This window comes from Taibaiella chishuiensis (genome assembly GCF_003014535.1).
Lineage (GTDB): Bacteria > Bacteroidota > Bacteroidia > Chitinophagales > Chitinophagaceae > Taibaiella > Taibaiella chishuiensis.
In genome coordinates, this window is the sequence record NZ_PYGD01000001.1 from 903470 (window position 1) to 928847 (window position 25378).

At 51.7% G+C, this 25378-nt stretch carries 26 protein-coding genes; 15 read left to right on the forward strand and 11 right to left on the reverse strand.

Annotated elements, in window-relative coordinates:
- Positions 1–126: 126 nt before the first annotated feature.
- Positions 127–1038: a helix-turn-helix transcriptional regulator gene (locus B0I18_RS03810; RefSeq protein ID WP_106521307.1), complete on the reverse strand. Its 912-nt coding sequence runs from the start codon at positions 1036–1038 to the stop codon at positions 127–129.
- A gap of 156 nt (positions 1039–1194) precedes the next feature.
- Positions 1195–1662, reverse strand: coding sequence for a hypothetical protein (locus tag B0I18_RS03815; protein WP_106521308.1), 468 nt, complete (start codon positions 1660–1662; stop codon positions 1195–1197).
- 299 nt (positions 1663–1961) lie between these two features.
- Here B0I18_RS03815 and B0I18_RS03820 point away from each other — a divergent pair, with 299 nt between their 5' ends.
- The 3 genes from B0I18_RS03820 to B0I18_RS03830 all read left to right on the forward strand — a co-directional run bounded on the left by B0I18_RS03820 (position 1962) and on the right by B0I18_RS03830 (position 5491).
- Positions 1962–3155, forward strand: a complete 1194-nt coding sequence (locus tag B0I18_RS03820) for an AI-2E family transporter (protein ID WP_106521309.1) — start codon at positions 1962–1964, stop codon at positions 3153–3155.
- A 280-nt stretch (positions 3156–3435) separates the two neighbouring features.
- The gene (locus B0I18_RS03825; RefSeq protein WP_106521310.1) at positions 3436–4515 is read left to right on the forward strand and encodes an AAA family ATPase; all 1080 of its coding nucleotides are present in this window, start codon (positions 3436–3438) and stop codon (positions 4513–4515) included.
- A gap of 115 nt (positions 4516–4630) precedes the next feature.
- Positions 4631–5491 (forward strand): mechanosensitive ion channel family protein, encoded by an 861-nt coding sequence (locus B0I18_RS03830; RefSeq protein WP_219905902.1) that lies wholly within the window; start codon positions 4631–4633, stop codon positions 5489–5491.
- A 112-nt stretch (positions 5492–5603) separates the two neighbouring features.
- Here B0I18_RS03830 and B0I18_RS03835 read toward each other — a convergent pair whose 3' ends face one another.
- The 4 genes from B0I18_RS03835 to B0I18_RS03850 all read right to left on the reverse strand — a co-directional run bounded on the left by B0I18_RS03835 (position 5604) and on the right by B0I18_RS03850 (position 8271).
- Positions 5604–5813, reverse strand: a complete 210-nt coding sequence (locus B0I18_RS03835) for a hypothetical protein (protein ID WP_106521311.1) — start codon at positions 5811–5813, stop codon at positions 5604–5606.
- Between the two features lie 23 nt (positions 5814–5836).
- Entirely contained in the window at positions 5837–6790 is a 954-nt protein-coding gene (gene metF, locus B0I18_RS03840) for a methylenetetrahydrofolate reductase [NAD(P)H] (RefSeq protein WP_106521312.1), read from the reverse strand.
- A gap of 171 nt (positions 6791–6961) precedes the next feature.
- A complete protein-coding gene (locus B0I18_RS03845; protein WP_106521313.1) occupies positions 6962–7225 on the reverse strand; it encodes a hypothetical protein in 264 nt (87 codons plus the stop codon).
- Positions 7226–7347: 122 nt separating this feature from the next.
- Positions 7348–8271 carry a LysR family transcriptional regulator gene (locus B0I18_RS03850; RefSeq protein WP_106521314.1) on the reverse strand — a complete coding sequence of 308 codons (924 nt, stop codon included), beginning with the start codon at positions 8269–8271 and terminating at the stop codon, positions 7348–7350.
- 96 nt (positions 8272–8367) lie between these two features.
- Here B0I18_RS03850 and B0I18_RS03855 point away from each other — a divergent pair, with 96 nt between their 5' ends.
- Genes B0I18_RS03855 through B0I18_RS03875 form a run of 5 tightly spaced genes read left to right on the forward strand, consistent with a single transcriptional unit; the run spans position 8368 to position 13062 of the window.
- Positions 8368–9351, forward strand: coding sequence for an aldo/keto reductase (locus B0I18_RS03855; RefSeq protein ID WP_106521315.1), 984 nt, complete (start codon positions 8368–8370; stop codon positions 9349–9351).
- 16 nt (positions 9352–9367) lie between these two features.
- Positions 9368–9946 carry a VOC family protein gene (locus tag B0I18_RS03860; RefSeq protein ID WP_245882044.1) on the forward strand — a complete coding sequence of 193 codons (579 nt, stop codon included), beginning with the start codon at positions 9368–9370 and terminating at the stop codon, positions 9944–9946.
- Between the two features lie 46 nt (positions 9947–9992).
- Positions 9993–11123, forward strand: coding sequence for an alkene reductase (locus B0I18_RS03865; RefSeq protein WP_106521317.1), 1131 nt, complete (start codon positions 9993–9995; stop codon positions 11121–11123).
- Between the two features lie 24 nt (positions 11124–11147).
- A complete protein-coding gene (locus B0I18_RS03870; protein ID WP_106521318.1) occupies positions 11148–12272 on the forward strand; it encodes an alkene reductase in 1125 nt (374 codons plus the stop codon).
- Between the two features lie 16 nt (positions 12273–12288).
- The gene (locus B0I18_RS03875) at positions 12289–13062 is read left to right on the forward strand and encodes a type 1 glutamine amidotransferase domain-containing protein (RefSeq protein ID WP_219905903.1); all 774 of its coding nucleotides are present in this window, start codon (positions 12289–12291) and stop codon (positions 13060–13062) included.
- A gap of 68 nt (positions 13063–13130) precedes the next feature.
- Here B0I18_RS03875 and B0I18_RS03880 read toward each other — a convergent pair whose 3' ends face one another.
- Positions 13131–14447: an MFS transporter gene (locus B0I18_RS03880; RefSeq protein WP_106521319.1), complete on the reverse strand. Its 1317-nt coding sequence runs from the start codon at positions 14445–14447 to the stop codon at positions 13131–13133.
- Between the two features lie 146 nt (positions 14448–14593).
- Between B0I18_RS03880 and B0I18_RS03885 the strand changes: the two genes are divergently transcribed.
- Positions 14594–15163 carry a hypothetical protein gene (locus B0I18_RS03885; protein WP_106521320.1) on the forward strand — a complete coding sequence of 190 codons (570 nt, stop codon included), beginning with the start codon at positions 14594–14596 and terminating at the stop codon, positions 15161–15163.
- Positions 15164–15175: 12 nt separating this feature from the next.
- Here the strand turns inward: B0I18_RS03885 and B0I18_RS03890 are convergent, their stop codons facing one another.
- Together B0I18_RS03890 and B0I18_RS03895 are read right to left on the reverse strand one after the other, a co-directional pair.
- The gene (locus tag B0I18_RS03890; protein ID WP_106521321.1) at positions 15176–15976 is read right to left on the reverse strand and encodes a helix-turn-helix domain-containing protein; all 801 of its coding nucleotides are present in this window, start codon (positions 15974–15976) and stop codon (positions 15176–15178) included.
- A gap of 90 nt (positions 15977–16066) precedes the next feature.
- Positions 16067–16963, reverse strand: a complete 897-nt coding sequence (locus B0I18_RS03895; protein WP_106521322.1) for an oxidoreductase — start codon at positions 16961–16963, stop codon at positions 16067–16069.
- A 179-nt stretch (positions 16964–17142) separates the two neighbouring features.
- On the opposite strand from B0I18_RS03895, the gene B0I18_RS03900 reads away from it, so the two are divergent.
- The gene (locus tag B0I18_RS03900; RefSeq protein ID WP_146146647.1) at positions 17143–17634 is read left to right on the forward strand and encodes a hypothetical protein; all 492 of its coding nucleotides are present in this window, start codon (positions 17143–17145) and stop codon (positions 17632–17634) included.
- Between the two features lie 32 nt (positions 17635–17666).
- On the opposite strand, the gene B0I18_RS03905 is transcribed toward B0I18_RS03900, so the two are convergent.
- Positions 17667–19145 carry an aminotransferase-like domain-containing protein gene (locus B0I18_RS03905; protein ID WP_106521324.1) on the reverse strand — a complete coding sequence of 493 codons (1479 nt, stop codon included), beginning with the start codon at positions 19143–19145 and terminating at the stop codon, positions 17667–17669.
- A gap of 240 nt (positions 19146–19385) precedes the next feature.
- Between B0I18_RS03905 and B0I18_RS03910 the strand changes: the two genes are divergently transcribed.
- From B0I18_RS03910 to B0I18_RS03925, 4 genes are all read left to right on the forward strand, one after another.
- Complete coding sequence (locus B0I18_RS03910) at positions 19386–19850, forward strand: DoxX family protein (protein WP_106521325.1); 465 nt, start codon at positions 19386–19388, stop codon at positions 19848–19850.
- Between the two features lie 170 nt (positions 19851–20020).
- Entirely contained in the window at positions 20021–20641 is a 621-nt protein-coding gene (locus B0I18_RS03915) for an FMN-dependent NADH-azoreductase (RefSeq protein ID WP_106521326.1), read from the forward strand.
- Positions 20642–20716: 75 nt separating this feature from the next.
- Positions 20717–21172, forward strand: coding sequence for a GNAT family N-acetyltransferase (locus B0I18_RS03920; protein WP_106521327.1), 456 nt, complete (start codon positions 20717–20719; stop codon positions 21170–21172).
- Between the two features lie 31 nt (positions 21173–21203).
- Positions 21204–21875 (forward strand): succinate dehydrogenase cytochrome b subunit, encoded by a 672-nt coding sequence (locus B0I18_RS03925; protein WP_106521328.1) that lies wholly within the window; start codon positions 21204–21206, stop codon positions 21873–21875.
- A gap of 38 nt (positions 21876–21913) precedes the next feature.
- Here the strand turns inward: B0I18_RS03925 and B0I18_RS03930 are convergent, their stop codons facing one another.
- On the reverse strand, positions 21914–22486 hold the full coding sequence (locus tag B0I18_RS03930; RefSeq protein WP_106521329.1) for a GNAT family N-acetyltransferase: 573 nt from the start codon (positions 22484–22486) through the stop codon (positions 21914–21916).
- A 277-nt stretch (positions 22487–22763) separates the two neighbouring features.
- On the opposite strand from B0I18_RS03930, the gene B0I18_RS03935 reads away from it, so the two are divergent.
- A complete protein-coding gene (locus tag B0I18_RS03935) occupies positions 22764–25127 on the forward strand; it encodes a GEVED domain-containing protein (RefSeq protein ID WP_181358328.1) in 2364 nt (787 codons plus the stop codon).
- Positions 25128–25378: the final 251 nt, after the last annotated feature.

A 25378-nucleotide genomic window follows, 5' to 3' on the forward strand; every position in this document is an offset into this window, starting at 1 on the left:
GATACGAAAAGTAAACAGATCGTAAAAAAAATAACAGGTCAGTTCCTGGTGGCTACGCTGGCCTGTAACCCTTGCGAGCCGGTCTTTACAGGCAGGGGTCAGGCCAAAGCCCGACCTGCTGCAAGGCTAAAGCGGGTAATAAGCGCCGGCTTTATCCAGTATTTTCTTCATCGTTTTGCGCAGCGAAACGGGTTTCAATATCTCTACATCAGCCCCGTGCGAGAGCAGTTCCATCACCAGGTCGTAAGTAATATACAATTCCAGTTCGATCACCAATCCTTTTTCGTCATCCTGCCTGATCTGCTGCGAATCGTGCAGCGGCAGGCTTTTGATATACTTGCCTTTGTCGGGCCCGAAGAAGAGCTGGATGATTTGCGGTTTGGCGCCCGGTTCGGAGGGACGGATGATGCCGAAGCAATTCCGGAAATAGTCCGATACGCGAAATCCCGCTTCTGCTTTGTATTTCTGCCGGGTTACCTCCAGTTCTGAAATACGATCGAGCGCAAATACCTTGGTGGTATTGTCTTTGCTGTCTTTGGCAAGGAGGTACCAGCGGCTTTTAAATTCCTTAAGCGCCAGGGGGGCTACGCTACGCTCGGTAATATTACCGTCCATGTATTTTTCGTAGGTAAACCGGATCATCACTTTATTGCGCAGGGCATGCATCAGGCTATGAAAATGTTCCATACCCTGGGGTCTGCGTTTTTCGAGATGTACAAACTCGGCTATACCATCCGACATATTCAGCGCCTGGTAGGTATTGTAGGCATCGGCGATGCGGTTGCCGAAATCGTCGGGTATGGCATCTTCTTCCAGGTAATACTTGCGGAGCGACGTATTGTACTGGATATCTTTTTTATGCAGGGAAAGGATCTCCTCCTTGTCGCGGAGAAAAGTACGGTTGGAGAAAACAAAATTATAGCCATGTGTCTCGCATTCCCGTTCATAGTAATCCTTTATCTCCTGCTGGCTGGCCGGGGATCGTTGCAGTTTCCTGATTATACACTGGTGCCGGAAATAGGTATCGGAGAGTGACATAGCTTTTTGTTTCCTTTGGTGCTTTGCAAATATAAATAAACTGGTGACGGCCGCGAAAAACGGCTTCGTCAAAGGGCTTACAGAAAAAAAGAGGCCGGTACCCCCTCCTAGATACCGGCCCTGGTGACAGGCTGTTTATAGAGGTGCTGTTTGGGTTTAGTGGCTGATAAGGTCTTTTTTACTGTTCAATCCGCCCAGGGTCTTATACTGCTCGTTGAAGTGGCGGGTGTTCCAATAGCTGCGTACCCATTGCAACAGGGTGTCCGCCTTTTCCGTCTGGAGGTGGGCCGGTGGATGGAATTTGTTTTCCTGCTCGAACTGTTCGCCGATCTGTTCGTCGAAGAACAGGGTATGCAGGCAGTACTTATGCATCAGTTCGTGCTGCTCGCTGTTCGGGAAGCGGAACAGGGCGGTATGGCGCAGCTGGCCCGTAGGCTGGTAATAGGCTTCTGTATAATAGATAGCCTGGTTGCTGTTCCGGTTTTCAAAAGCATACACCTTAAGTTCCAGCGGCTCCCCGTTACGGATACAGCGGAAGGTGGCCGGTGTGCCGGTTTCGCGGAAGCCGAGGCGGACAATAAAATCGGAACTGTAATGTGGCACTGCAGGATATAATGCGTTCATAACGATCTGTTTTTAATTATCTTTTAAATAACCGGCGATCTCTTACCGACGATTGATAAAGCAAAGGTAGACCGGGGGTACGCCGTTACCCGGCGTAGTGCGGGGCACTGCGGAAAATAAAAAGGAGCGATTTTTTTTATTGCTATTTCATGCAGGGTGCTTTGTCCATATATTTCACAATGCCTATGCAACAATTTTTCCTATTGGTTGTCATACAGCAGGTTCCCGATTTTTAACGCAACGGAGTTATTAGCCGAAACCACCTTAGCTTTACCTTTTTAAAACAAGAAGAATAAATTATGGGCATATTTTTTAACTGGAAAAGAAACAAAGACAATACCCCGGATGAGGGCGGCCTGATGAGCGCCAAACATACCTATCCTTTTTACATCAAAGCGCCGATGGTCATTATCGGCATCTACCTTTTCTTTTACATCCTTTTCCTGTTACAGGATATTATTGTGCCCTTTGCCTTTGCGGGGCTTATAGCCGTATTGCTCAACCCGCTGTACAATAAACTGCAACAGTGGCGGGTCAATAAAATCGTGGCGATCTGTATCACCATCCTGGTGGCTATCCTGGTATTGGGTGCGGTCCTGTTTTTCCTGTCTGCGCAGATCGCGCAGTTTGGCGAGATGATCCCGCAACTGAAAGCCAAATCCATGAGCTTGCTGCACCAGGCGCAAAGCTGGCTTTCTTCCAGTTTCGGCATCTCTACCGAAAAGCAGATGACTATGGTCAACGAGGCGATGAACAACAGTAAGGCTTACCTGGGCGCTACCATCAATACCGTTTTCGGCATGCTGGGTGTGTTTGTGCTCATCCCGCTGTATGTATTCCTGCTGCTGTATTACAAGCCGCTTATCCTCAATTTTATTTTCGAGGTTTTTGAAGAAGATAACTCCGACCAGGTAGCCGAGATATTACAGGAAACCAAAAGCGCGGTGCAGAGTTATATTGTGGGCCTGATGATCGAGACCTCCATCATTGCGGTAATGAATTCCGCAGCCCTGCTTATCCTTGGCGTCAAATACGCGATATTGCTGGGCGTGATCGGCGCCATCCTCAACCTGATCCCTTATATCGGTGGGGTAGTCGCCATCCTGTTGCCTGTGCTGATGTCGTTCGTAACCAAGGACGGGTTTACGACGCCTTTGCTTATTGTCGGCGCTTATACGCTCATCCAGTTTGTCGACAACAATATTATCGTTCCCCGGGTAGTCTCTTCCAAGGTATCGGTCAATGCCCTGATTTCGATCATCGTCGTGTTGCTGGGCGGTACGCTTTGGGGCGTAAGCGGTATGTTCCTTTCGATACCTTTTGTGGCCGTACTGAAAATTATATTCGACCGTATCGACGAGCTCAAGCCCTGGGGCAAATTGCTGGGCGATAAAATGCCCAAGCACCCCAACCGCAGCGTGGTGAATGCCACGGAAGCCGATGATACCGATGCCGGTGATGAGGAGCAAGAAAAGGAGCAAGGAAAAAAATAGTTCCACTTTAAAAAAAGCAATATACCTTTGCAACGCCTCCGGGCAGATTAAATCTAAAACAATGCAACGCAACAACTTCATACTGACACTTGCCGGTAACCGGTACAGCCCGCTGGGTTGTGCTTTTGGCGGGATGTTATATGCAGTCGGATAGTTGTCGATCTTATCATACTGTACGTAACCCCGCTTTCCCGGCGGGGTTATTTTTTTGCCCGTATCCCGGCCCAAGGCCCGTGGTTAGCGGTTGCTCCCTTATTTATTTACGATCAAAAATTACAAAATGAACCCTTCATTTTCCGATAAAACATTTACAAGGCCCGAGGTTTTCGACTACCGCTTTATCGATGTCAAGTCCTTTTACCTTTCGTTGTTCCATACCCTGCCCAATGTCAACTTTATGGGTAATATGGATGGCGAGAAAGCCTATAAGGCCTTTATGGACCAGTATGCCGGCCTGGTAATCAGTACGCATACGTACCGCTGGTACGAGAAGCGCAAGAAGCGTTATAGCTTCGACCGCACCGTGCTGGTATTGCAGCATAATTATGTGCTCGAGTTTAACGACGAATATTTCAAGATCCTGCACGACGGTACCGAACCGGAATGGCTGGAAAAGTTTACGGTCCTGGCCGGTAAGTTTCTTCAAAAAGCAAGGCAGCAACAGCCGGAGGTAAGCCTGGTGGTAAGAGGTACCGAAGGCCTGGAGCTGAAAGATATGGAGATCAAACGCAGCCGGCTGGATATCGATCTGTACTACGACGATGACTTCAAACCCGTAGATGAACTGATCCGCAAAAGGTTGAATAAAAAAGCGGACAAAGGCATCGTGCTGCTGCATGGCTTGCCGGGTACAGGCAAAACTACATACCTGCGTTACCTGATCGGCAAGATCAAAAAGCGGGTATTATTTCTCTCGGCCGATATCGCGGGCAATCTAATGGATCCTGCATTTATAGAGCTGCTGATCGATAACCCCGACTCCGTAATCATTATCGAAGATGCGGAGCAGCTGATCATGGATCGCCGCAGCCACGGCGGGTCGCCGGTTTCGGGCCTGCTGAATATTTCGGATGGCCTGCTGGCCGATTTCCTGAATGCACAATTGATCTGCACCTTCAATAGCTCGTTGTCGCAGGTCGACAGTGCGCTGTTGCGTAAGGGCAGGCTGATTGCCCAATACGAGTTTGGTAAATTGCCGGTAGCCAAGGCGCAACGGCTCAGCGATCATGCGGGTAAGAACCAGGTGGTTACCGGGCCGCTTACCCTCGCAGAGGCGATGAGCACGGAGGAGATACCGGCCGCAGTACCCGCTACCCGCGTCATCGGTTTCAGGAGGGCCGCCGAAGAAATAAATAGCTAAGACGGGGCGCGCTCTTGGGAGCTATTACCGGGTTATTCCGCGCAGCGGCTAAATTTTTGGCATCATACTTGTATATATTCCGTAGGAAACATTTTTCACACAAAAAAAATCCTATATGGTCTTTTTACAAATCAATGAAACTTTACAAGCCGGTACTACTGCGTTGAATACCGGGGGCGTATGGCTCGACAAGATGAAGGCAATGGCTATCGCCTATGCACCTAAACTCGTGGGCGCCATCCTGGTATATCTTATCGGTTCCTGGCTTATCGGTAAGATCAATGCTTTGTTCCGCAGGGTGCTTACGGGTCGCAACTTCGACGCTTCGCTGCAAAAGTTCCTGCTGTCGCTGGTGCGGGTAATGCTTACGCTGTTGCTGTTCCTGGCCATTGCCGGTATGATCGGCGTGGACATTACCGGTTTTGCGGCATTATTGGCGGGTGCGGGTTTGGCTATCGGGGCTGCGCTTAACGGTTCGCTGGGCAACCTGGCCGGAGGTGTTATGATTATGGTATTTAAACCATTTAAGGTAAATGATATGATAGAAGCCCAGGGTATGGTCGGTATCGTACAGGAGATCGGTATTTTTAACACGGTTGTCCTGTCGCCCGAGAACAAGACCATTATCCTGCCCAATGGGGCCTTGTCTACCGGGGTCATCACCAACTATACCACACATGGCAACCTGCGTGTCGACCTTTCCATTGCCGTAGCGCTAGATGTGGATATCGACAAAGCCCGGCGTGTAGCGATCGGCGCCATGCGGGCGCATCCTAAAGTGTTGCAGACACCGGCCCCGGAGGTAAGCGTGCTTAAAGTCGCCGATGGTATGACCACCCTGGCCATTCGCCCCTATACCCTGCAGGCCGACTATTGGGATGTGTATTTTGGTGTACAGGAACTGGTGAAAAAAGCCTTTGATGCCCATAGTATCGCAGGGCCTATACCGACCCGCGTACTGATCAATAAAGTCTGATGCCGTTCAGGATGCAAATACGCAAAAAGGCTTCCCCTGCGGGAAGCCTTTTTGTCAACCGGTAGCCGGTTGAAATATGATGTATCGCTGCTGTTTTAATTGCAGCGGGGTATTATGCCCTGTTGCGTTTCCACCAGATAAATCCTACGGTACCCATAAAGGCCAGCGGGATAGCGGCCAGGTAAAGAATACCGTTGTTAAGACCACTGGCGCTGCTCTGGCCCAGTCCGGCTGCAGTTTTGGTACATACCGCACAACCCTGTGCCCAGGTATCGGTAGCGCAGCAAGCGGCGGCTGTAAGCAGGAAAAGTATCTTTTTCATGAGGCAAAGGTACAACAATCCGGTTAAAGAATAGCTTTCACTACATTGTAAACGACCTGGGGTTTACCCAGGGTGTAAAAATGTAATACCGGTACTTTGCGCGCCAGCAGTTCCCTGCACTGGGCAATCAGCCATTCGGTGCCCAGTTGCTCGCAGGCTGCATCGGTCTTGCATTGCAGCATTTCGGAGGCAAACTCGTTGGGAATATCAACGTGGAAGATGCTGGGCAGTATGCTCAGCTGGCGTTTATTGGTAATGGGTTTCAGGCCGGGAATGATCGGCACATGGATATTGGCGCTTTTGCAATTGTCTACATAAGCGAAGTATTTCGCATTGTCGAAAAACATTTGCGTGGTGATATATCCTGCACCGGCGGCAATCTTTTGCTGCAGGTAATGCAGGTCGAGGTTCATATTGGCGGCTTCGAAGTGCTTTTCGGGATAACCGGCAACGCCGATACAGAAATCGGTTTTACCTGCATCCACGATATCGTCTTCCAGGTAACGGCCGTTATTCATATTCGTGATCTGGTCGACCAGGTCTACGGCATACCGGTGGCCCTGCGGGTGCGGGGTGAAGAACTTCTCGTTGGCCGGGGAGTCGCCTCTCAGGGCCAGTACATTGTCTACGCCCAGGTAACGGAGATCGATCAGTGCATTTTCGGTTTCTTCTTTGGCAAACCCGCCACAGATCAGGTGCGGCACGGCATCTACGCGGTAGCGGTTCATCAATGCGGCACAGATGCCTACGGTTCCGGGGCGTTTGCGGATCTCTACCCGGTCGAAACTGCCATCGGTGCGTTTTTTGAATATCTGCTCTGCCCTGTGGTACGTAACATTTACGAAGGCTGGCTTGAATTCCATCAGGGGATCGAGTATCTTGAAGATGCTGTCGATGCCCTTGCCTTTCATCGGTGGCAGGATCTCAAAGGAAATCAGGGGCTTGTCCGCCTGGCTGATGTGGTCGGTAACTTTCATCTTAAGTGTAAATACAGTTGGTAAAAAGCGTGGTGTTTAAACAGGTAACAAAGATAATGAAGCAGGGCTAATACGTTCTGTAAATTTTTAAACAGCTGTTAAAGGGAGCGACCGGGGCTGTGTAGCCGAACACGGGTACAAGCGAAAAGGCGCCGTGCTGGCGCCTTTGGTTTACCGGTAATAAGAAAAAACCTCCTCGGCTTTAAACCGGACGAAGTTGCTGTGATCAAGCTTTAGTTTGGCCAGGATATCCTTGTCGTTATTGGGACTGATATGCATAAAGAAAGCGATGACCCTGCCTTCTATATCCTTAAAGTCCTCCATAGGCCTGTGGCTGAGCTTGTGGTACTCCCCGAGGCTAAGCCCCAGTAACTGGGCTATGGCGCTGTCGGGCAACCGGATCTGTTGTTCGGGTACTGGTTTTACGGATTGCATTGTGGTTGGTGTTGGTTCTCCGTAAAGTTAAGGTATTAAGCCTGCAAGCGGCATCAGCCGGCCAGATTTAAAGCTTCTTTAGAATTTGGTAATACCGGCCGGCGCCCGTTCCTGACAACCCATCAGGCCCTTGCTGCCGGGCAGATACAGACCATCTCTTCTTTAAAGATCGCCTTTACCCGCGCAATCTCTTTTTCGAACATCGTACGCTTGCGGCTACCAAAGTACAGGGTGTTCTCAATCGGGCTGTTGCCCTCCCATACCAGCTGCAGGCCGCCGGTCGCTATCTCTTCGCGGCAAAGAAAATCGGGGATCACCGAAAAGCCCGTTTGGCCGCTCAGGCAGCGTACGATCGAGCTGATATTGGGCACGATGTAATTGGGTTTGAAATCAAGATGATGCCTGAAGTTCGTTTGCCAGAACCGTTTCAGATGGCTCATATCGGCTGCAGTGCTGTACCAGAGCTGCTGTTTGAGCAATTGCCCGGCTTCTTTTATCTTTTGTTTTTTCAGCAGAGCCCTGATCTCGCCGGCATCGGTATCCGATCCGCAAACCATCACGATGCTTTCCTTCGAAAATGCCTCGTATTCAAGGTTGCTCTGGTCGCCCTTTTGCGGGGTGATGATCAGGTCCAGTACGCCCTTGTCCAGGTCATGAAGCATTTGCGGGTAGTCGCCGAATTTGATAATCACGTTAAAAGGCAGCGACGAAATATAACGCTCCAGCGTAAACTGGAAGGTCTCGAAACACATGCCGATACTGATCGTCGTACGGTCTTCTTTCGAACTCCGGTGAAACAGCTGCTCGGCCGTTTCCAGCTTACTGAGCGGCTCCAGTATGAAGTTATACAACACTTTGCCCCGCTCGGTAGGTACCATTTTCTTGGCCGAACGGTCAAACAGTTTATAGCCGGTATAGGCTTCCAGGGAGTTGAGGTGCAGGCTTACGCCGGGCTGGGATACAAAGAGGGCCTGGGCGGCGCTGGTGAGCGTGCCGTGGTCGTAGATCGCTTTGAAGGTCCGGAGCCATTCCAGGTTCAATAACATAACCTATCATTTTTATAATGCAAAGATATGATTTAAGTTATTAGGATAATAATAAATCCCGGCGGAATTTTGCCCTGTAAAATAAAAATCATTCAAATGGAATACAGAAAACTGGGCGATAGCCCGCTCGAATTACCGGCCATCACTTACGGAGCATTCGCCATCGGCGGCAATATGTGGGGCGGCAATGAAAAGCAGGACTCGCTCGATGCGATCAGGGCATCGATCGATAATGGGGTAACAGCGCTTGATACCGCACCGTTTTATGGTTTTGGCCTGAGCGAGTCCCTGATCGGCGAGGCCATTAAGGGAAGGGATCGCAGCAAGATACAGGTGCTGACCAAATTCGGGCTGGTATGGGATGGCAGCAATGCGGGCAAGGGGGAATTCTTTTTCGATGCCGGCGACGGGGATAAAAAGATCCCAGTTTATAAATACGCCTCCAAACAAAACGTGATCAAAGAAACGGAAGAAAGTCTGAAACGCCTCGGCACCGACTATATAGACCTGCTGCAACTGCACTGGCCCGACGGTACCACACCGATACCCGAGACTATGGAAGCCCTGGACCTGCTGGTGCAGCAAGGCAAGATAAGGGCGGCAGGAGTATCGAACTACAGCAGGGAGCAGCTGGACATGGCAGCGCCGGCGATAAAGCTGGCATCCGACCAAGTGGCGTATAGTATGCTCAACAGGGGTATAGAACAGGAGCTCGTGCCTTATGCTTTGGAACACAACATCGGCATTATCGCCTACAGTCCTATGGAACGCGGTTTACTGACCGGTAAATATTTCCGCGAAGGACAATTAAAAAACGACGATCACCGTAACGGCTATTTCGGACAGTTTGAACTGGCTAAAGTAAAAGCCTTCCTGCAACAGATAGAGCCGCTGGCGCAGGACAAAGGCGCCAGCCTGGCCCAACTGGTACTGCGCTGGACTACCCTGCAGCCCGGTATTACCGTGGTACTGGCGGGTGCGCGCAATGCAGCACAGGCCGAAAGCAATGCCCGTGCTATGGATATCAGCCTGGATGCCGGTGAGCTGGCCTTTATCAACGCAGCGCTCGACAAGCTGTAACACAAGCCCGGACAACATGCAAAGACGATCATTCCTCACAACGGCAACATGGGGAGCGGCAGGGCTGATTGCAGCAGGACCGCTTGCCACGCTGGCCGGAACCATAAAAAGAAAACCTATGAACAATACAGGGTTCAGCCGCGTAAACCACGTCGGCATCGTAGTAGCCGACCTGGACCGGGCGGTTACCTTTTACGAAACACTGACCGGCCGTAAGGTGAGTAATACCGACGAGATCGGTGGCAGCCGCATGGCCCAGGTACTGGGACTCGATAAGACCCTGATCCGGTATGCCAACCTGCACCTCGATAACATCAATATCGACCTGTTGGAATACAAACAACCCGAGCCCAGCCGAGCACATTATGAAAACAACCAGATCAGCGCCATGCACCTCTGTTTCGAGGTAGACGATATCCACGAGGCCGTAAAACGCCTGAAGGATGCGGGTATCAGGCTTTCTGGCGAACCCATTGTTTTTGAAGAGGCCGATGGCCTGAAATCGGGCTGGGGCACTGCGGTAGCTTACTTCGACGATCCGGATGGCACGCATCTCGAGATCATAGCGCCCCAAGGCCCTTTTAAAAGAGCATGAAATTAAGTGATCAGGGCATTGCAATTAAATTAAAAAAGTATCTACCATGTTATTCAACACATATCAGTTAGGGAAGCTTCACCTGAAAAACAGGATCGTAATGCCCCCGATGACCCGCTCGCGCTCCGGCGCCGGCGAAGTTGCCAACGACCTGATGGCACAGTATTACAGCCAGCGCGCCGGTGCGGGCCTGATCATTTCGGAAGGCACGCAGATCAGCAGGCAGGGCCAGGGTTATGCCTGGACGCCGGGTATCTACACGCCGGAGCAGGTGGCAGGCTGGCAAAAGGTAACGGCAGCCGTACATGCCGCAGGCGGTGTAATCTTTGCCCAGTTGTGGCATGTGGGCCGTGTATCGCATACCTCCCTGCAGGAACAAGGCCAGGCGCCCGTTGCGCCTTCAGCGATTGTGGCCGAAGGGGTAAAAGTGTTTGTCGATCCCGAAGGAAAAGGGCCGCAGGGTGGCGCTGGTGCGATGTTGCAGCATTCTGCCCCCCGCGAGCTTACCGTGCCGGAGATCAGGGCGATCGTTCAGGACTATGCCGCAGCGGCACGTAATGCTATTGCAGCGGGCTTCGATGGGGTAGAGCTGCATGGCGCCAACGGTTACCTGATCGAACAGTTTATCGACTCGCAAACCAACCGGCGTACCGACGCATATGGCGGCAGCCTCGCCAACCGCCTGCGCTTCCTGGAAGAGGTGACCAGGGCGGTAGCCGATGCTATCGGTAAGGAAAGAGTAGGGGTACGCCAGGCCCCGTTGACCACTCTGATGGGAGCGGTAGATGATAACCCGGAGGAGACCTATATAGCGGCGGCGAAGGTGCTGAACGACATTGGTATCGCTTATATCCATATTGCAGAAGCCGACTGGGACAATGCACCGGTAATGCCGGTTGCGTTTAAAGAAGCCTATCGCCAGGCTTTTAAGGGCACCCTGATCTATGCAGGCAAGTACACCAAAGCCCGTGCAGAAGAGGCGCTGGCGCAGGGCTGGGCCGACCTGGTCGCCTTTGGCCGTCCCTTTATTGCCAATCCCGACCTGCCCGACCGCCTGGCACAGGATATACCGCTGAACACGCCCGATAACCGTACATTTTTCGGTGGCGATGCAGGCGGTTATACCGATTATCCTTTGGCGGAAGAACTGAAGGTTCATCCCGCTTCTATTGTATAAAAACACAAAAAAAATATCCATATCATGTTATTCGAATCATTTGAAAAAGGAACATTGAAACTGCACAACCGGGTAGTGATGGCGCCCATGACCCGCGCCCGTAATCCCGATCGTATACCCAACGAATTGACCGCCCTTTATTACCGGCAGCGCGCCGGGCAGGAAGGCGCCGGCCTTATCGTTACCGAAGGCACCGCTATATCCGCTACTGCGGCTGGTGTGCTGCATATTCCGGGTTTGTTTACACCCGAACAGGTGGCAGGCTGGAAATTGGTTACGCAGGCCGTGCACGAAGCCGGCAGCGTTATATTCAACCAGTTGTGGCATGTAGGGCGCATATCCCATACCAGCAATCAGCCCGATGGTATAGCGCCGGTAGGAGCATCCGGTATACGGGCGGCCCAATCCTCTGCCTGGGGCTACGACGAATCGGGTAAAGAAAATTTTGTACCCGCCTCACAACCAAGAGCCCTCACCACCGCAGAAGTAAAGGTCGTTGCCGGCGATTTTGCTGCGGCCGCGGTAAACGCGATAGCTGCGGGTTTCGACGGTGTCGAGTTGCATGGCGCTAACGGTTACCTGATCGAACAATTCCTGAACCCGTTTGTAAATAACCGGGATGATGCATACGGCGGTAGCGTGGAAAACAGGAGCCGTTTCCTGCTCGAAGCGGTCGATGCCACGATTGCAGCCATCGGCGCCGAAAAAGTAGCGATCAGGCTTACGCCTTACGGTGGCCTGCATGAACTACCCCACTACGACGAGTTGGAGGCTACGTATGCCTACCTGGCTGCCGAACTTAATAAAAGAGGCCTGGCTTATGTGCACCTGATGGACCAGCAATCGAGAGGCAGTTTTGCCATACCCGAGGGCTTCCTGCAACGCTTCCGCGATTGGTACAGGGGCGTGATCATACTGGCAGGTGGCATGGACCGGCAAAAGTCAGAAGCCTTGATCGAGGCCGGGGTTATTGACCTGGCGGGCTTTGGCGAACCGTTTATCGCTAATCCCGACCTGGTAAGCCGGCTCAAAAACAACTGGCCGCTCACCCAGCCCGACCGCAGCCTGCACTATGGCGGCGGCGCTAAAGGATATACTGACTATGCAACTTACAGGGCAGCCGCTGCAGTGGAAGTTGCCGGGAATTAAAAAAGATAAAGCGCTTATGAAACATATATTGAAACTGACGCTGGCCGGTATGTTCGCTGTAATGGCCGTTCTGCCTGCATTTACAGCGCAGGCACAAAACAAAAAAACTATGGCTATGAAAAAGAAAATCCTGTTCGTGGTAACGAGCCATGATAAAAAAGGAAGTACCGGGCAGCCCACGGGTTATTATTTATCCGAGGTTACCCATCCCTGGGAAGTGTTGCATGGAGCGGGTTACGAGATCGATTTTGTAAGTCCGCAGGGGGGTAAAGCCCCGGTCGATGGCTTCGACCTCGAGGATAAAGTAAATGCAGCGTTCTGGAACAATGAGCAGGAGCGCTATAAAGTAGAGCATACCAAAAAGCCTGCCGATATTAATCCTGCAGACTATGTTGCGATCCATTATGCCGGTGGCCATGGCGCTATGTGGGACCTGCCTGAAAATAAGGAACTGGCGGCCATTGCAGCCAGCATCTATGAGCAGGGCGGTGTGGTGAGTGCGGTATGTCATGGCCCGTCCGGCCTGGTCAATATCCAACTGAAAGACGGTTCGTACCTTGTGGCAGGTAAAAAGGTGAACGGGTTTACCAATGAAGAAGAAGTAGCCGTGAAGCTCGATAAAATAGTGCCTTTCCTGCTGGAAGATAAACTGAAAGCGCGCGGCGGTAAATTTGAAAAATCGGGGATGTGGCAAAGTCATGTGGTTACCGACCAGCGTTTGGTAACCGGCCAGAACCCGCAATCGGCAAAGGCTGTAGGCGAGGCCTTGTTGAAAGAGTTAGGTAAATAATAACAGGTGTCGGCATAAATGGGGGATAATCATTACGGTTATCCCTCTTTTTTATACCGGTAATAACCTCAGTTATCTTCATTCAGTTTCGAAGTCGAGCGGGTATCTTTCATAAACACATATACCAGTAACGAACAGAAGATACAGCCCGTAATATACCAGTAGAACAGCGATTCATGTCCCCAATCCTTTAGCCATAAAGCAATGTACTCGGCGGTGCCGCCAAAAATGGCAACCGTAAGGGCATAGGGTAGCCCTACACCCAGGGCGCGTACCCCGGCGGGGAACAGCTCCGCTTTTACCACGGCATTGATACTGGTATAACCGCTTACGATAACCAGTGCACAAAGCAGCAGGAAGAAGGCCGTCCAGGCGTTATCGGTATGACTGAGCAGGGTAAGCAGGGGTATTGTAAACAGGGTGCCCAATACCCCGAAGCCGATCAGTAGCGGCCTGCGGCCTATGCGGTCGGATAGAGCCCCGAATGCCGGTTGCAGCAAGGCAAAGATCAGCAGGCTTACAAAGGAGATCAGGGTAGATTGCCCTTTGGTCAGGTGTACGGTATTGACCAGGAATTTTTGCATATACGTGGTATACGTATAAAATGCCAGCGTACCGCCAAGGGTCAGGCCCACTACCGTCAGTACCGCGCGCGGATGCTGTAACAAGGCTTTGATCGTCCCCTTACGCTTTTCTGCTTCTTTTTTCGTGGTTTCGAATGCATGCGTTTCCCGCAGGTTTTTACGCAGGTAGAGCGCTACCACAGAAAGCAGGGCGCCGATTACAAAGGGTATGCGCCACCCCCAGGCCTGTAGTTGCTCTTCGCTGAGTAATAGTTTTTGCAGTATAAGCTGGATGCCCAGGGCGATCAGCTGTCCGCCGATGAGTGTTACATACTGGAAGCTGGAATAGAAGCCCCGCCTGTTTTTACTGGCCATCTCGCTCAGGTAGGTCGCCGAAACACCGTATTCGCCGCCCACGCTAAGTCCCTGCAGCAGGCGGGCCAGCAACAGCAGCACCGGCGCCAGTATGCCTATGCTTTGATAAGTAGGCGTAAAGGCGATGAGCAGCGAACCCAGCGACATCAGCAATACGGAGAGCGTCATACTCTGTTTGCGCCCGACCTTATCCGCAATACGGCCAAATATCCAACCGCCTATAGGTCGCATCAGGAAACCCAGGGCAAATATGCCCGCCGTATTCAGCAGTTGTGCCGTCGGGTTGCCTGCCGGGAAGAAGGCCGCGGAAAAATACAGGGCAAAGGCCGAATAGGCATACCAGTCGTACCATTCCACCAGGTTGCCTACCGACCCGCCGATGATCGCTTTCAGCGTGCTTCCCGATATCTTTTCCGTAGCTGCAGTCGTTGTTGTTGCTTTGTCCATAGCGTTGCCGGTATTGCTCCCGGGGCTACAAATGTAAAACGCTTATATTCCTGTACAAGATTATATCCTGATTATTCCCGGAATATGGTTTCCGGGCTTGCCCGAACGCGGCCGTTCTTTTAGTTTTGTAAGGCAAGCAAACAGTTATGGAAACAAGGGGTTATAATTTTAGCATCGACGCCGGGGGACCGGTATCCGGCTTGTTCCGGCAACAGGGTATTACCAGCTTTGCCGCTGCTGCGACCCGGGTAAGCAGCTGGCCGTATAAACGGAACCGCGATAAGAGCGACCTGGCTGCGGTATTTGCGGAGGGTTGTGGTACCTGCAGTACCAAACATGCATTGCTGTATACGCTGGCCGCTGAGCAGGGCCGGCACGAAGTAAGCCTGGTATTGGGTATCTTTAAAATGAGCGCCGTATCAACGCCTAAGATCAAGGCCAGGCTCGACCGGCATGGCCTGGACTATATGCCCGAAGCGCATAATTACCTGCGGATAAATGGTGTGATAGCCGATTATACCTGGCCCGATGCGCCCGGTTTCAGCAATGATATCCTTACCGAGCAGGTAATCGTACCGGCGCAGATCACCGGGTTTAAAGTGGCTTTTCACCGCGCCTTTTTGGAGCAGTGGTTATCGGAAAACCCCACTGTACCCTACAATCTTGACGAGCTCTGGATGATCCGGGAGCAATGCATCAGGGATCTTGCCGGCTGATTGCCGAGAGCCTTATACTCTTGAGGGCGATATGCCGTATACCTTTTTGAAAGCGAAAGAAAAATGGGAAAGGTCCTCGAAACCCAGGTCCAGGTAGACATCAGAAGGCGCCCTGCCTTTGTTCTTAATCTGGTAATACGCTTCTTCCAGCCTGCGTTGTACCAGCCATTTGCCCGGCGATGTATGGAAGATCTTTTCGAAATCGCGTTTAAACGCGGCCAGGCTGCGACCGGTAAGGTAGGCGAAGCGGCTGAGCTGTACATTGAAATGAAAGTTGCGATTCATAAAAGCGGCCAGGTCGATCTTACCCGGAGGGTCGAAGTCGAAGAGCACGTCTTTCAATTCCGGTGCGGTTTGCAGCAATACCAGGATGGCCTCTTTCAGTTTCAGGGCCAGCAGCGAAGGACTGAAAGGCGCCTGCGCATTTTCATAGGGTAACAGCGATTCGATATAACTCCGCAAAAGCGGGCTGGACGGTAGTTCCAGCACGGCGTCGCCCGATGCCCGCGGTACTGCGCTGTAAGGATATTCTTTGCAGAAGTCCTGTAAAACCTCCTGGCTGAGATAGATGGATAAAGACCGGAACTCACCATTTTCGGGTGGTTGTTTGCTGAACTTAACCAGGCGGTTGCGTTTCACGAAGCGCAGATCGCCGGGTTGATACACATAAGTTTTATGGCCGTCGTTCAATTCCAGTGTGCCCGATAGCTGATAGCTGAGCACATGTTCGGGTACAAACTGTTCGCCTTCCCTGCTGCGTTCATAGTAGCAGGAATAAACAATCGCGTTATCGTGAATACCGTTGGTCTCCATAAGGTAAAAGTAAGCAGTATTGCTCTATACTGTGGCAATACTGCTGTTGGTTAGGTTAAAAGATGCAATGATGGCTGCGCACTCCCCGGACTAGGAACGGTCTGCTCCTTCCTGTTTTACCAGGATCTTGCCAAAGCTGGTGCTCAGGAAGTCGACGGCTTCATCGTGGTCGGTACTTTTGCTTACCGCGATCCACTGTTCCAGTTCGGCCTGTCTTTCTTTTTGTGCGGCCTGTACCATGGCTACCGCTTCGCTGCCCAATAGCAGGTGTACCGGTGGCTCGGGGCTTTCGGTAAGGCGGATCATGGCTTGGGCGGCCTTATCGGGATCGCCCATCGGAACAAAGTTCCCGTCTTTGATAAAGTCGGCACGCTGGTCTACCGATTGTTCATAACCGGGCACCTGCGGTGCATAACTCATCGAGGCGCCGGCCCAATCGGTACTGAAGCCACCGGGCTCTACGCTGGTTACAAAAATGCCCAGGGGGGCTACCTCTTTGGCCAGGGCCTCGCTAAAGCCACCCAGGCCGAACTTGGCCGCCTGGTACATGGTAAGTCCTGCATTGCCTACACGGCCGCCTACCGAACTGATCTGGAGGATACGGCCCGAGCGCTGCCGGCGCATATGCGGCAATACGGCCCTGGTAATGGCGATAGGCGCATACAGATTGGTTTCCAGTTGACTGCGCATCTGCTCCTCGGTATAGGCTTCTGCAGCGCCTATAATGCCAAAGCCTGCGTTGTTGACCAATACATCGATCCTGCCGAAACGGGCTATAGCCTGCGCTACCGCCTGCCCGATCTGTTGCGTGTTGTTGACGTCGAGCGAGAGGGGCAGTACCTGGTCCGGGTATTGTTGGCGGAGCGTTTCGAGCCCCGTAATGTCCCGGGCGGTGGCGATTACCAGGTCGCCCTGGGCTAATACTGCGTTGGTAAGGCTGCGTCCCAATCCGCGGGAGCTACCGGTTATGAACCATACTTTTTTCATGTTTTAATTTTTTTGTTTTACAACACAAAGGTGGTACATAAACGCCCCTGGCTGGTTTGTTGAAAGGCTCAGTTTTTGTTTGTTGAAAAGCTCGTGTTTCTATTCCCCGCGAGCGGTCATAAACAGTTTGTGCCGCTTTGTTGTTTAGATCAACGTATCATTGCAAAAAGACAGGAATTATGATCAGAACACTACTACTATCCGGTATAATGGCGTTTGGCCTTTTGGTGCAGCAGCAGGCAGCGGCTCAGCAATCGGTTACCATCAACAGGCAAAGCTTTGGCGGCGGTTATCCCGCGGTATTGCTCGATGTAAAAAGCGGCAAGATCACGAAGCTGGCTAAGGATTTCAGGGAAGAGGACCTGGCTGGCGATGCCGATCTCTGGATCGAACCCCGCGACCCGGAGATCAATTGCCTGGAGCGCGCCGAAGATGCTAAGTTGAAAGGGCTGAGCCCGCACCTGCTGGTCGCAGAACAGGCTTTCGACGCTATGGATGAAAAAAGTATACCCAAACAGATCGACCGCGATGCTTTGCGGAAGGACCAGATCGTTGCCGGCACGGTGTTCTGGCTGCAGGCCAGCAATAACTCGGTATATAAAGTAAGGATCGACCGGGTTGAACCGGGCGCTGAAACCCTGGTACTGACCATTGCCCTGGTACGCCGTTAGGGGTTACCGGCGCTGTTTGCGGTGTTTAAGCATTATGTGCCGGTAAGGCGTAAAGCGGCCTGCAGGATATCTACTGCTTTTTCGAGACCGGCGGTATCGAGCGAGGCGAAACCAAAACGAAACGCATTGAAATCAGCGCCTTTACCCGGGTGATATACGGTGCCCGCAATCCGGAGTCCGCGGCTAGCCGCCCGGGCAATTACCTTTTCCAGCGGCACACCGGGTTTAAACTGCAGCCACATGGCCATACCGCCATCCGGTTTTTTAAATTCTATGGTTTCTCCAAACGTTGTGCTGAGCAGGTTGCCCAGGTAATCGCAGCGTTGGCAATACAACTTATTTGCTTTTTGTATCAACCGGGTAAGATCCCCGTTTTCGATCAGGCCGGCAACCACCTGCTCCGAGAATACATCGCCCCTGAGGTCGATCAGTATGCGCTTCCTGGCGGCGGCATGTATAAATTTTTCGGCCGCCACGATGTAACCCAGGCGGAACGGGGTGCCCAGCACCTTGGTCAGTGATCCGATATAGATAATATTGCCCTCGTGGTGCCCGCTGGCGAGGGGGAGATAGGGGTCGGATTGAAACTGGAAGTCGTAATCATAATCATCTTCAATAACGGCCAGTTGGTAATTACGTACCAGCTGCAGTAAGTGATTGCGTCGCTCCACACCCAGGGTTACCGTAGTGGGATGATGATGATGGGGAATAACGTACAGTAATTTAACCGCTTGTGTTTTAAGCACCTCTTCGACCATATCGGTACGCATACCCTGGTCGTCTACCGGTATCCGGATCAGCTCTGCGCCCAGGTTTTCAAAAATCATATTGGCGAAAAAATAACTGGGGTCGCTGACGATCACCTTGTCACCCGGTTTGATAATGAGTGCGGCAGCGACGTAGATGGCCATTTGCGCGCCTCTCGTGGTCAGCAGGTGTTCCACACGGATGTCGAGCCCCCGTGTCTGGGTTAAAAAGCCGCACAGTGCCGATCTGAAGTCTGCCGATCCTTCCAGCTCCCAACCCGAACTTATCTTTTTCAGCATAGGGTATTCCAGCGCCCTCCGGTATTCTTTAAGCATGGCATCGGCCGGCAACAGGCTAATGTCCGGGAAGCCGTCGTCTACTACTATTTCCGGGCCACGGGAGACGGATGCCGGGTAGCTGAAGTCGGGGAATTGCTCATAGGAGAAGCCCGGGCCGGTATTGTAGCCGCCCTGGCGATGGTTATGATAAGACCTTGGTTTGGTTACGGGCAACTGTGGCGATACGATAAATCCCTTGCGGGGCAGGCTGTCCAGCCAGTTGCCGGCTACCAGGTAGTCGTAGGCCGCGGTAATCGTTTTCCGGTGCAATCCCAGGTCGGTGGCCAGTATGCGGGTACTGGGCAGTTCGGTTCCCGGCAACAGCTTTCCCTCCTGTATCAGGCGGATAAAATGCAGCGCAATCTGTTTGAAAACGGCCGTGTGGCTGCTTTTATCAATGGCAAGCAGGTTTTTGTAGGGAAGCATAATAAGACCGGGTAAACGATACCGGAACCAAATTTAGTTGAAATGCAGGACCGGTCAAAATGAGCAAATTGGCTATTAACGGACTATTCCCGGCGGGGTTGTGACTACAATCGTTGCCGGGCACGGTGTTCAGGCGCAGCATCCCGGGCGTGGCTGTAACTGGACTACCTGGGGCGGCACATCTGGCCGGTCAACCGGGTATCGCGGCCGGTTACCTTTGTATCCTAATATAGAAACAGTATGAAAGGGCTTTACCCGATTGCTCAATTCCTGCTCCGGTGCGCATTAGGCATCGGCTTCCTACTGCCCGTGCTGGATCGCCTGGGTTATTTTGGCGCAGCCGGGTCGGAACATGTGGCCTGGGGCGATTGGCCGAGTTTTGTAGCATATACGCACCAGCTCATGCCTTATCTCGGTGTGCAGGTAGCATCTTTTTTCGGCTTTATCGCCACCTGTCTCGAAGTGCTTTTCGGTATCCTGTTGCTCGCAGGGTATAAGACCAGGTTGATGGCTTTAGGCAGTTCCGGGCTTACCCTCGTGTTTGCCTTAAGTATGCTGCTCTTCCTGCATTTCCGGGCGCCGTTTAATTACTCCGTTTTTGTCGTCAGCTTTTCGGGTTTATTGCTGGCCTCCGGCTCCCGTTTTCCCTGGAGTATCGATGCTTACCTGGAGCGCAGCAGGAAAAATCCTCGGGCTAACGAATAATACCGATTAGGAAGCTAGCGCCATATGGCGATAAGAGCAGGTTCCTCCGGCCTGGCTTAAGGGGAAGCGTATGCCCTCGAAATCCGCTCTGGTAGACCTTTACGCGGGGCATTACGTGGGACATGCAGGATATTTATTTCTTTTTTTTAACCACTAAATATAAACAGTAAATGGCTAAGGTATTGATTGTAAACGCCAGTGCGCGTAAGGAGCGATCGTTAAGCAGGTTTATGACGAATGTATTTGCAGAAACATGGAAAAACAAACACCCGGATGATAAGATCAGCTACAGGGAGGTGGGACAGGCGCCTGTGCCACATGTTACGGAGGCCTGGATAGCCGGGGCTTTCAAGCCACCGGCGCTCAGAACGGCCGAAGACCTGGAAGCACTGAAGGTAAGCGATGAGCTGGTGGCTGAGTTAAAGGAAACTGATGTGATCGTTTTGGGTACGCCCATGTACAACTGGTCGGTGCCCAGTGCCTTGAAAGCTTATATAGACCAGGTTTTACGGGTCAATGAAACGGTATTGATCAGCAGCGACAATCCCCGTAATCCTTACCAGGGACTGTTGAAAGACAAAAAGGTCTACCTCTTGATGGCCCGGGGCAATAACGGTTATGATCCCGGCGATTTCTACGAGTACATGGATTTTCAGACTAATTATTTGAAGACGGTCTTCCGCATTATGGGCATCGAGGATATCACGGATCTTGCTATAAACGGGGTGGGCCTGGTGCAGGAGTCCCTGGACTTTGCCACTGCAAAAGTTGCGGGACTGATCCGGAACTAGTATCCGTTTTTTATAAAAAATAAAGCCGGAACCAGCAGCAGTCATGTATCCCCGGCTTTTAAAACAACCGATCTTATGGATTTTTTAATAGCGAACAACCGCGCGGAAATTGCTTTTTGTAAAGATGCGCTTTTTGCCTTCAGGACCAATCTTGAAGCCGCTTCCTATATCGACCTGGTGATGCATATGATCACCTATGAAAACTTCAAACTGGTTTATATTCCCAACGACGATCATACCGGCGCCGCGGCATTTATAGGTTACCGGGTTATGCATACACTCCGTACGGGCTGGATGATCTATGTCGATGACCTGTATACCGACCCGGCTTGCAGGGGCAAAGGCAATGCGGGCGCCTTACTGGATTATGTGCACCGGGAAGCGGCCACAGCCGGTATCAAAACCGTGCATCTCGATAGCGGGTATATGTTACACGATGCGCACCGGCTTTACCTCAATAAAGGGTATGTGCTGGCCTGTAATCATTTTGCAAAAACGTTAGCTGCCCCGGAACATAAGGAACACTTATAACCGGATCTGAATACCGTAAAAAAGAAAAATTATGAAACCATTGCTCCGGGCATTTAAAAGTTCTGTCGGGAAAAAGATCACGATGGCATTGACCGGTTTATTCCTGGTCAGTTTCCTGGTGGTGCATGCCGGTGTTAATGCGCTCATCTTTTACAACGATGGTGGTGCCACCTTCAACAGGGGCGCGCATTTTATGGGTACCAATCCCATTATCCGGACAATTGAAGTGGCACTAGTCGCCGGTTTGCTGTTGCATATTATCCAGTCGCTCCTGCTTTGGCGCGCCAATAAGGCTGCACGCACGCGCCGGTATGCGATGGTGAAGCATGCTCCGCGGCAACGCTGGTACAGCAGGAGCATGACCCTGTTGGGTATCCTGATCCTCTTTTTCCTTATCGTGCATACTTCGGGCTTCTGGATCCCTAACCGGGTACACCAGCTCAGGTATGGCGAAGAGTTGCCTTTATATACAATGATGCTGGCTAAGTTTGCCGACCCGGCTACGGTGGTCATTTACCTGGCTGGTGTATGCGCGCTCTTCTGGCATCTGTTGCATGGCTTCAGCAGCGCTTTTCAAAGCCTGGGACTAAGCCACAGGAAGTACGGTCCTCTTATAAAATTTGCAGGCATGGCATTTTCAGGTATCCTCTGTACTGCCTTCGCTATGATGCCGGTTGCCATGTTGCTGAAGTGGATCAACTGATGCAAAGCGGGCTACAGGCTAAGCGTACAATCCTGTTATTAACCCTTGCCGGCCGGCAACAGTAATGATACATCCAGCTCCAGGTGGATGTCCAGCGGTTCCAGTTGTACCAGTTCGGGGTCAGGTTCGGTTGCCGGCCTGGCCCCCTGGCTTATATAGAAGTCGACGGTACGCCGGGTGGGCGTTGCCGATATATAGAGGTGTTGTGCACCAAAGCCTGCGGCAATTTTCCTGGTCCGGTCCAGCAATTGCAGGGCTATATGGCGGCCACGGTAGGTACGGCTTACATAGAGGATATCCATTTTACAATATTGTTGCCGGCTGCCCCTGCGTTGCCGTTCTACCGAGGCCATGCCGGCAATCAGGGTACCGTCGAAACACCCGATCACACGGCCTCCTGTCCGGATTATCTCTTTTTGCCGGCTTATCATATCCTGCAGCTCCTGCTCGTCAAACCCGGTTACTTCCTGGTAGTCCGGGGCCAGTTGTAATATGCCGTCCCGGTACCGGTACGATTCCCAAAACGTTTCGCTGCGGTCTATTTCCCCCAGTCTTATCACCTCTTCAGACTCCAATTCCCGGAAGAGCAGTGCATCCTGTGTTAACATCATGGGCTACTGTTTTTAAGGTCGCGTTTTATTTTCTTGCAAAGTTAGCAAGGCGGGGCGAACCCTGGCGGGTTCCTTTATTTGTACCGGATGTAAAGCCGGGATAGAGGAAGCTGTTACCTGAATTTTTTTCTAACCGGTTGTTGTTACAGATCATGTTTTTAATCTAGATTTGCGTCGCAAAAACTGTTGTAAATCAACGGTAAGCACCAATTTTTAAACCACAAACCACAAACCGCATCTTATGTTCCGCTCCACTTTTAAGCGACCGCTTAAATTCATGCTCCTATGCATGGTACTCTCGTTGTCTTTATCCAGGGCCGGTGCGCAGTTTATCTGTTCGCCCCAGGTAACAGCAACCAATTTCTACATCAGTAATGTCATGTTTAACTACAGTGGCGCGGGTCTTACCTGGCCTACGGGTAACAATGGCTATTCGGCCAATGTCAGCGCCTCTTCGAAAACGATCCCCAGGTACTATGCCCATACTGCTACCTTCTGGTTTGAACTGAAGAATACCTCGGCCGCAGCGATTACCGTTTACTTCCGTTTTTTTGCAGACTGGAACCAAAATGGCGGATTTACCGATGGTGCCTATGAAATGGGGAATTCTGTCCCGGTAATTATCCCGGCCAATTCCAGTACAGGCGCCAGTTATAGCATGGCTCCCCCGGTTGATGCCAAGTATGGTTTCATCCGTGTGCGCCTGGTGGTAAGTCAGAACAGTAACCTGACCGATCCCTGTGGGACCATTGCCGGGGAAGTGGAGGATTACAAGATTACGGTACTGAGCAACAGTGCGCCCGTAATGCCTGCTACGGCCAGCATTTTCATGAATCCTATGCTAACCACACAGACGGCTTCCGAAGGCTTCTCGGTTAACCAGATCATTACCGGCTCCCAACCCGAAACAGCATTGATTACGGATGCGGACGACAGTACGGGCTACTATGTGCCCCGGGGTATTGCAATCTACGGGGTTGGAGGCACCGGTTACTGGCAATATAAGACTACCTCGTCCGATGCCTGGGCCAATCTCGGGCTTCCCTCGCCAAGCAGTGCAATGTTACTTCTTGGAGACTCTAAGACCGATACCCGCTATCAGCCGGGCGCCAGGCTACGCTTTTTGCCTACCGGTCCAGGTAATGCCGGGATTACATTCCAGGCCTGGGACGGTACTTCCTCCGGTCCTCATGGCTCTTTCAATGGCGTCATGGGGAGCGGCGGTGTTTCTGCTTTCAGTACTGTCGCAAGAGGTATAAACATACCCGTTACTACCGTTATGCCTACCCATAAATTCTATTTAGCCTCGCCTTCGGCCGACAATATTATTGCAGCACCGTTCAATCCTGCGACTGGCGTGGCTTACGATCCTGCTCCTATCGTATCGAATAATACCAACCTGACCAATATCACCGATATGGACCTGGATGTTACGAATAATAAGTTGGTATGGACAGAAAGTGCGGCGGTCGATAAAATCGTTAGCGCGAACATGGATGGCAGCAATGTAACCGTATTGTATACCTTTCCGAATACGGCAAGCGACCCCAGGGGTATTGCTTTCGGTGGTGGCAGAATGTACTATACCGATAACGGGGGCACCGGCAAAGGCATTTACAAGGCAAACCTGAACGGTACGGGGCGTCAGCTCATTACCGGGGGCGCAGGGCAATTACCTACACCAACCGAAATCAAGGATATTGAATACTACAACAATAAGCTCTACGTTGCCGCCGGCCCGGTAAATGGTTTTTACAACATTTACCAGATAGATACAACAGGGGCTAACCCGGTTGTCGTTATTGGCTCAACCAGTAATATCGAGCAACTTGACGTAAAAGCCGGCATGGTTTTCTGGACGGAAAATGGCACAACCTCAAGGGTACAGGTAAAGCTGTTGTCACAAATAAATACAATCACACTGGTATCCGCTAATAACCGGACCTTCCGCGATATTCAGCTGGATTCTGCAAATAGCAGGGTGTACTACCTGGATGAGATGCCGGCTGCCAACAGGCCGAGCGACCGTTACCTGATGTATGTACCGCTTGCCGGCGGCTTACCGGTTAAGGTATTGAATCTGCCTGAGGCCTATACTTCCCTGGTGTCGGCCTTCAACCCGGCTTCCCTGGCCATTACCCTGGAGGACTTTAACGGTAAGGCCCTGGCTAAAACAAACAGGCTGCAATGGCTGGTTGGTAGCGAAGGCCCGGGCGCCCGGTATAGCCTGGAACGTAGTGCCGATGGAACAAGTTTTGTACCGCTTGCTGTTATTGCAGGAGCAAAGGCGAGGCAGTATCAATATGAAGATGCTTCGCCGCTGCAGGGCACTTCCTTCTACCGCCTGCACTTGCAGGATGATGCCGGCGAGGACAGCTATAGCAAAACAATAGCCCTGCAAAGAGGCGCGGGTAACAATAACACCGTGGTGGTATATCCCAACCCGGCAAAGGATGTGCTGCAGGTATTGGGCGCCGAGGTGCAACTGCTGGAATTGTATAATATTATGGGACAGAAAGTGGCCGGATCCGGTGGCATGAACATGCTCTCGCTGGCGCATCTGCCGGCGGGTATCTACAACCTGCGCATTACCCTGGCGGGTTCGCAGGAAGTGATCAGCGAAAAAGTGATCAAACAATAAATATATTTTCCCGGTTGCGTTATAACAACTGCAACAAGGTTACGAAAGCCCGCGTAGAACGCGGGCTTTCGTGTGTCCGGGATAGGAAGCAAAACGGGGTGGGTTTAGGGTAATTTACCATCAATAGTCCTTAATGCCGGAAGCCTTTATCGGGTGAAACAAGTATATGGATGCTGATAATTGGCTTTAATCTTGATCTGTAGTCTATGGTACATCAGCCGCTAAGCAACTTCCTTTACGTACATGGCGTT

Excerpts from the sequence above, each read along its gene's own strand:
- B0I18_RS03845 (WP_106521313.1), bottom strand. The coding sequence starts at position 7,225 with ATGCAATCCGTAAAACCAGTACCCGAACAACAGATCCGGTTGCCCGAC.
- B0I18_RS03825 (WP_106521310.1), top strand. The coding sequence starts at position 3,436 with ATGAACCCTTCATTTTCCGATAAAACATTTACAAGGCCCGAGGTTTTC.
- B0I18_RS03930 (WP_106521329.1), bottom strand. The coding sequence starts at position 22,486 with ATGATGTTAACACAGGATGCACTGCTCTTCCGGGAATTGGAGTCTGAA.
- B0I18_RS03850 (WP_106521314.1), bottom strand. The coding sequence starts at position 8,271 with ATGTTATTGAACCTGGAATGGCTCCGGACCTTCAAAGCGATCTACGAC.
- B0I18_RS03915 (WP_106521326.1), top strand. The coding sequence starts at position 20,021 with ATGGCTAAGGTATTGATTGTAAACGCCAGTGCGCGTAAGGAGCGATCG.
- B0I18_RS03870 (WP_106521318.1), top strand. The coding sequence starts at position 11,148 with ATGTTATTCGAATCATTTGAAAAAGGAACATTGAAACTGCACAACCGG.
- B0I18_RS03910 (WP_106521325.1), top strand. The coding sequence starts at position 19,386 with ATGAAAGGGCTTTACCCGATTGCTCAATTCCTGCTCCGGTGCGCATTA.
- B0I18_RS03865 (WP_106521317.1), top strand. The coding sequence starts at position 9,993 with ATGTTATTCAACACATATCAGTTAGGGAAGCTTCACCTGAAAAACAGG.
- B0I18_RS03920 (WP_106521327.1), top strand. The coding sequence starts at position 20,717 with ATGGATTTTTTAATAGCGAACAACCGCGCGGAAATTGCTTTTTGTAAA.
- metF (WP_106521312.1), bottom strand. The coding sequence starts at position 6,790 with ATGAAAGTTACCGACCACATCAGCCAGGCGGACAAGCCCCTGATTTCC.
- B0I18_RS03820 (WP_106521309.1), top strand. The coding sequence starts at position 1,962 with ATGGGCATATTTTTTAACTGGAAAAGAAACAAAGACAATACCCCGGAT.
- B0I18_RS03925 (WP_106521328.1), top strand. The coding sequence starts at position 21,204 with ATGAAACCATTGCTCCGGGCATTTAAAAGTTCTGTCGGGAAAAAGATC.
- B0I18_RS03900 (WP_146146647.1), top strand. The coding sequence starts at position 17,143 with ATGATCAGAACACTACTACTATCCGGTATAATGGCGTTTGGCCTTTTG.
- B0I18_RS03810 (WP_106521307.1), bottom strand. The coding sequence starts at position 1,038 with ATGTCACTCTCCGATACCTATTTCCGGCACCAGTGTATAATCAGGAAA.
- B0I18_RS03855 (WP_106521315.1), top strand. The coding sequence starts at position 8,368 with ATGGAATACAGAAAACTGGGCGATAGCCCGCTCGAATTACCGGCCATC.
- B0I18_RS03880 (WP_106521319.1), bottom strand. The coding sequence starts at position 14,447 with ATGGACAAAGCAACAACAACGACTGCAGCTACGGAAAAGATATCGGGA.
- B0I18_RS03935 (WP_181358328.1), top strand. The coding sequence starts at position 22,764 with ATGCTCCTATGCATGGTACTCTCGTTGTCTTTATCCAGGGCCGGTGCG.
- B0I18_RS03890 (WP_106521321.1), bottom strand. The coding sequence starts at position 15,976 with ATGGAGACCAACGGTATTCACGATAACGCGATTGTTTATTCCTGCTAC.
- B0I18_RS03875 (WP_219905903.1), top strand. The coding sequence starts at position 12,289 with ATGAAACATATATTGAAACTGACGCTGGCCGGTATGTTCGCTGTAATG.
- B0I18_RS03895 (WP_106521322.1), bottom strand. The coding sequence starts at position 16,963 with ATGAAAAAAGTATGGTTCATAACCGGTAGCTCCCGCGGATTGGGACGC.
- B0I18_RS03815 (WP_106521308.1), bottom strand. The coding sequence starts at position 1,662 with ATGAACGCATTATATCCTGCAGTGCCACATTACAGTTCCGATTTTATT.
- B0I18_RS03830 (WP_219905902.1), top strand. The coding sequence starts at position 4,631 with ATGGTCTTTTTACAAATCAATGAAACTTTACAAGCCGGTACTACTGCG.
- B0I18_RS03885 (WP_106521320.1), top strand. The coding sequence starts at position 14,594 with ATGGAAACAAGGGGTTATAATTTTAGCATCGACGCCGGGGGACCGGTA.
- B0I18_RS03905 (WP_106521324.1), bottom strand. The coding sequence starts at position 19,145 with ATGCTTCCCTACAAAAACCTGCTTGCCATTGATAAAAGCAGCCACACG.
- B0I18_RS03835 (WP_106521311.1), bottom strand. The coding sequence starts at position 5,813 with ATGAAAAAGATACTTTTCCTGCTTACAGCCGCCGCTTGCTGCGCTACC.
- B0I18_RS03860 (WP_245882044.1), top strand. The coding sequence starts at position 9,368 with ATGCAAAGACGATCATTCCTCACAACGGCAACATGGGGAGCGGCAGGG.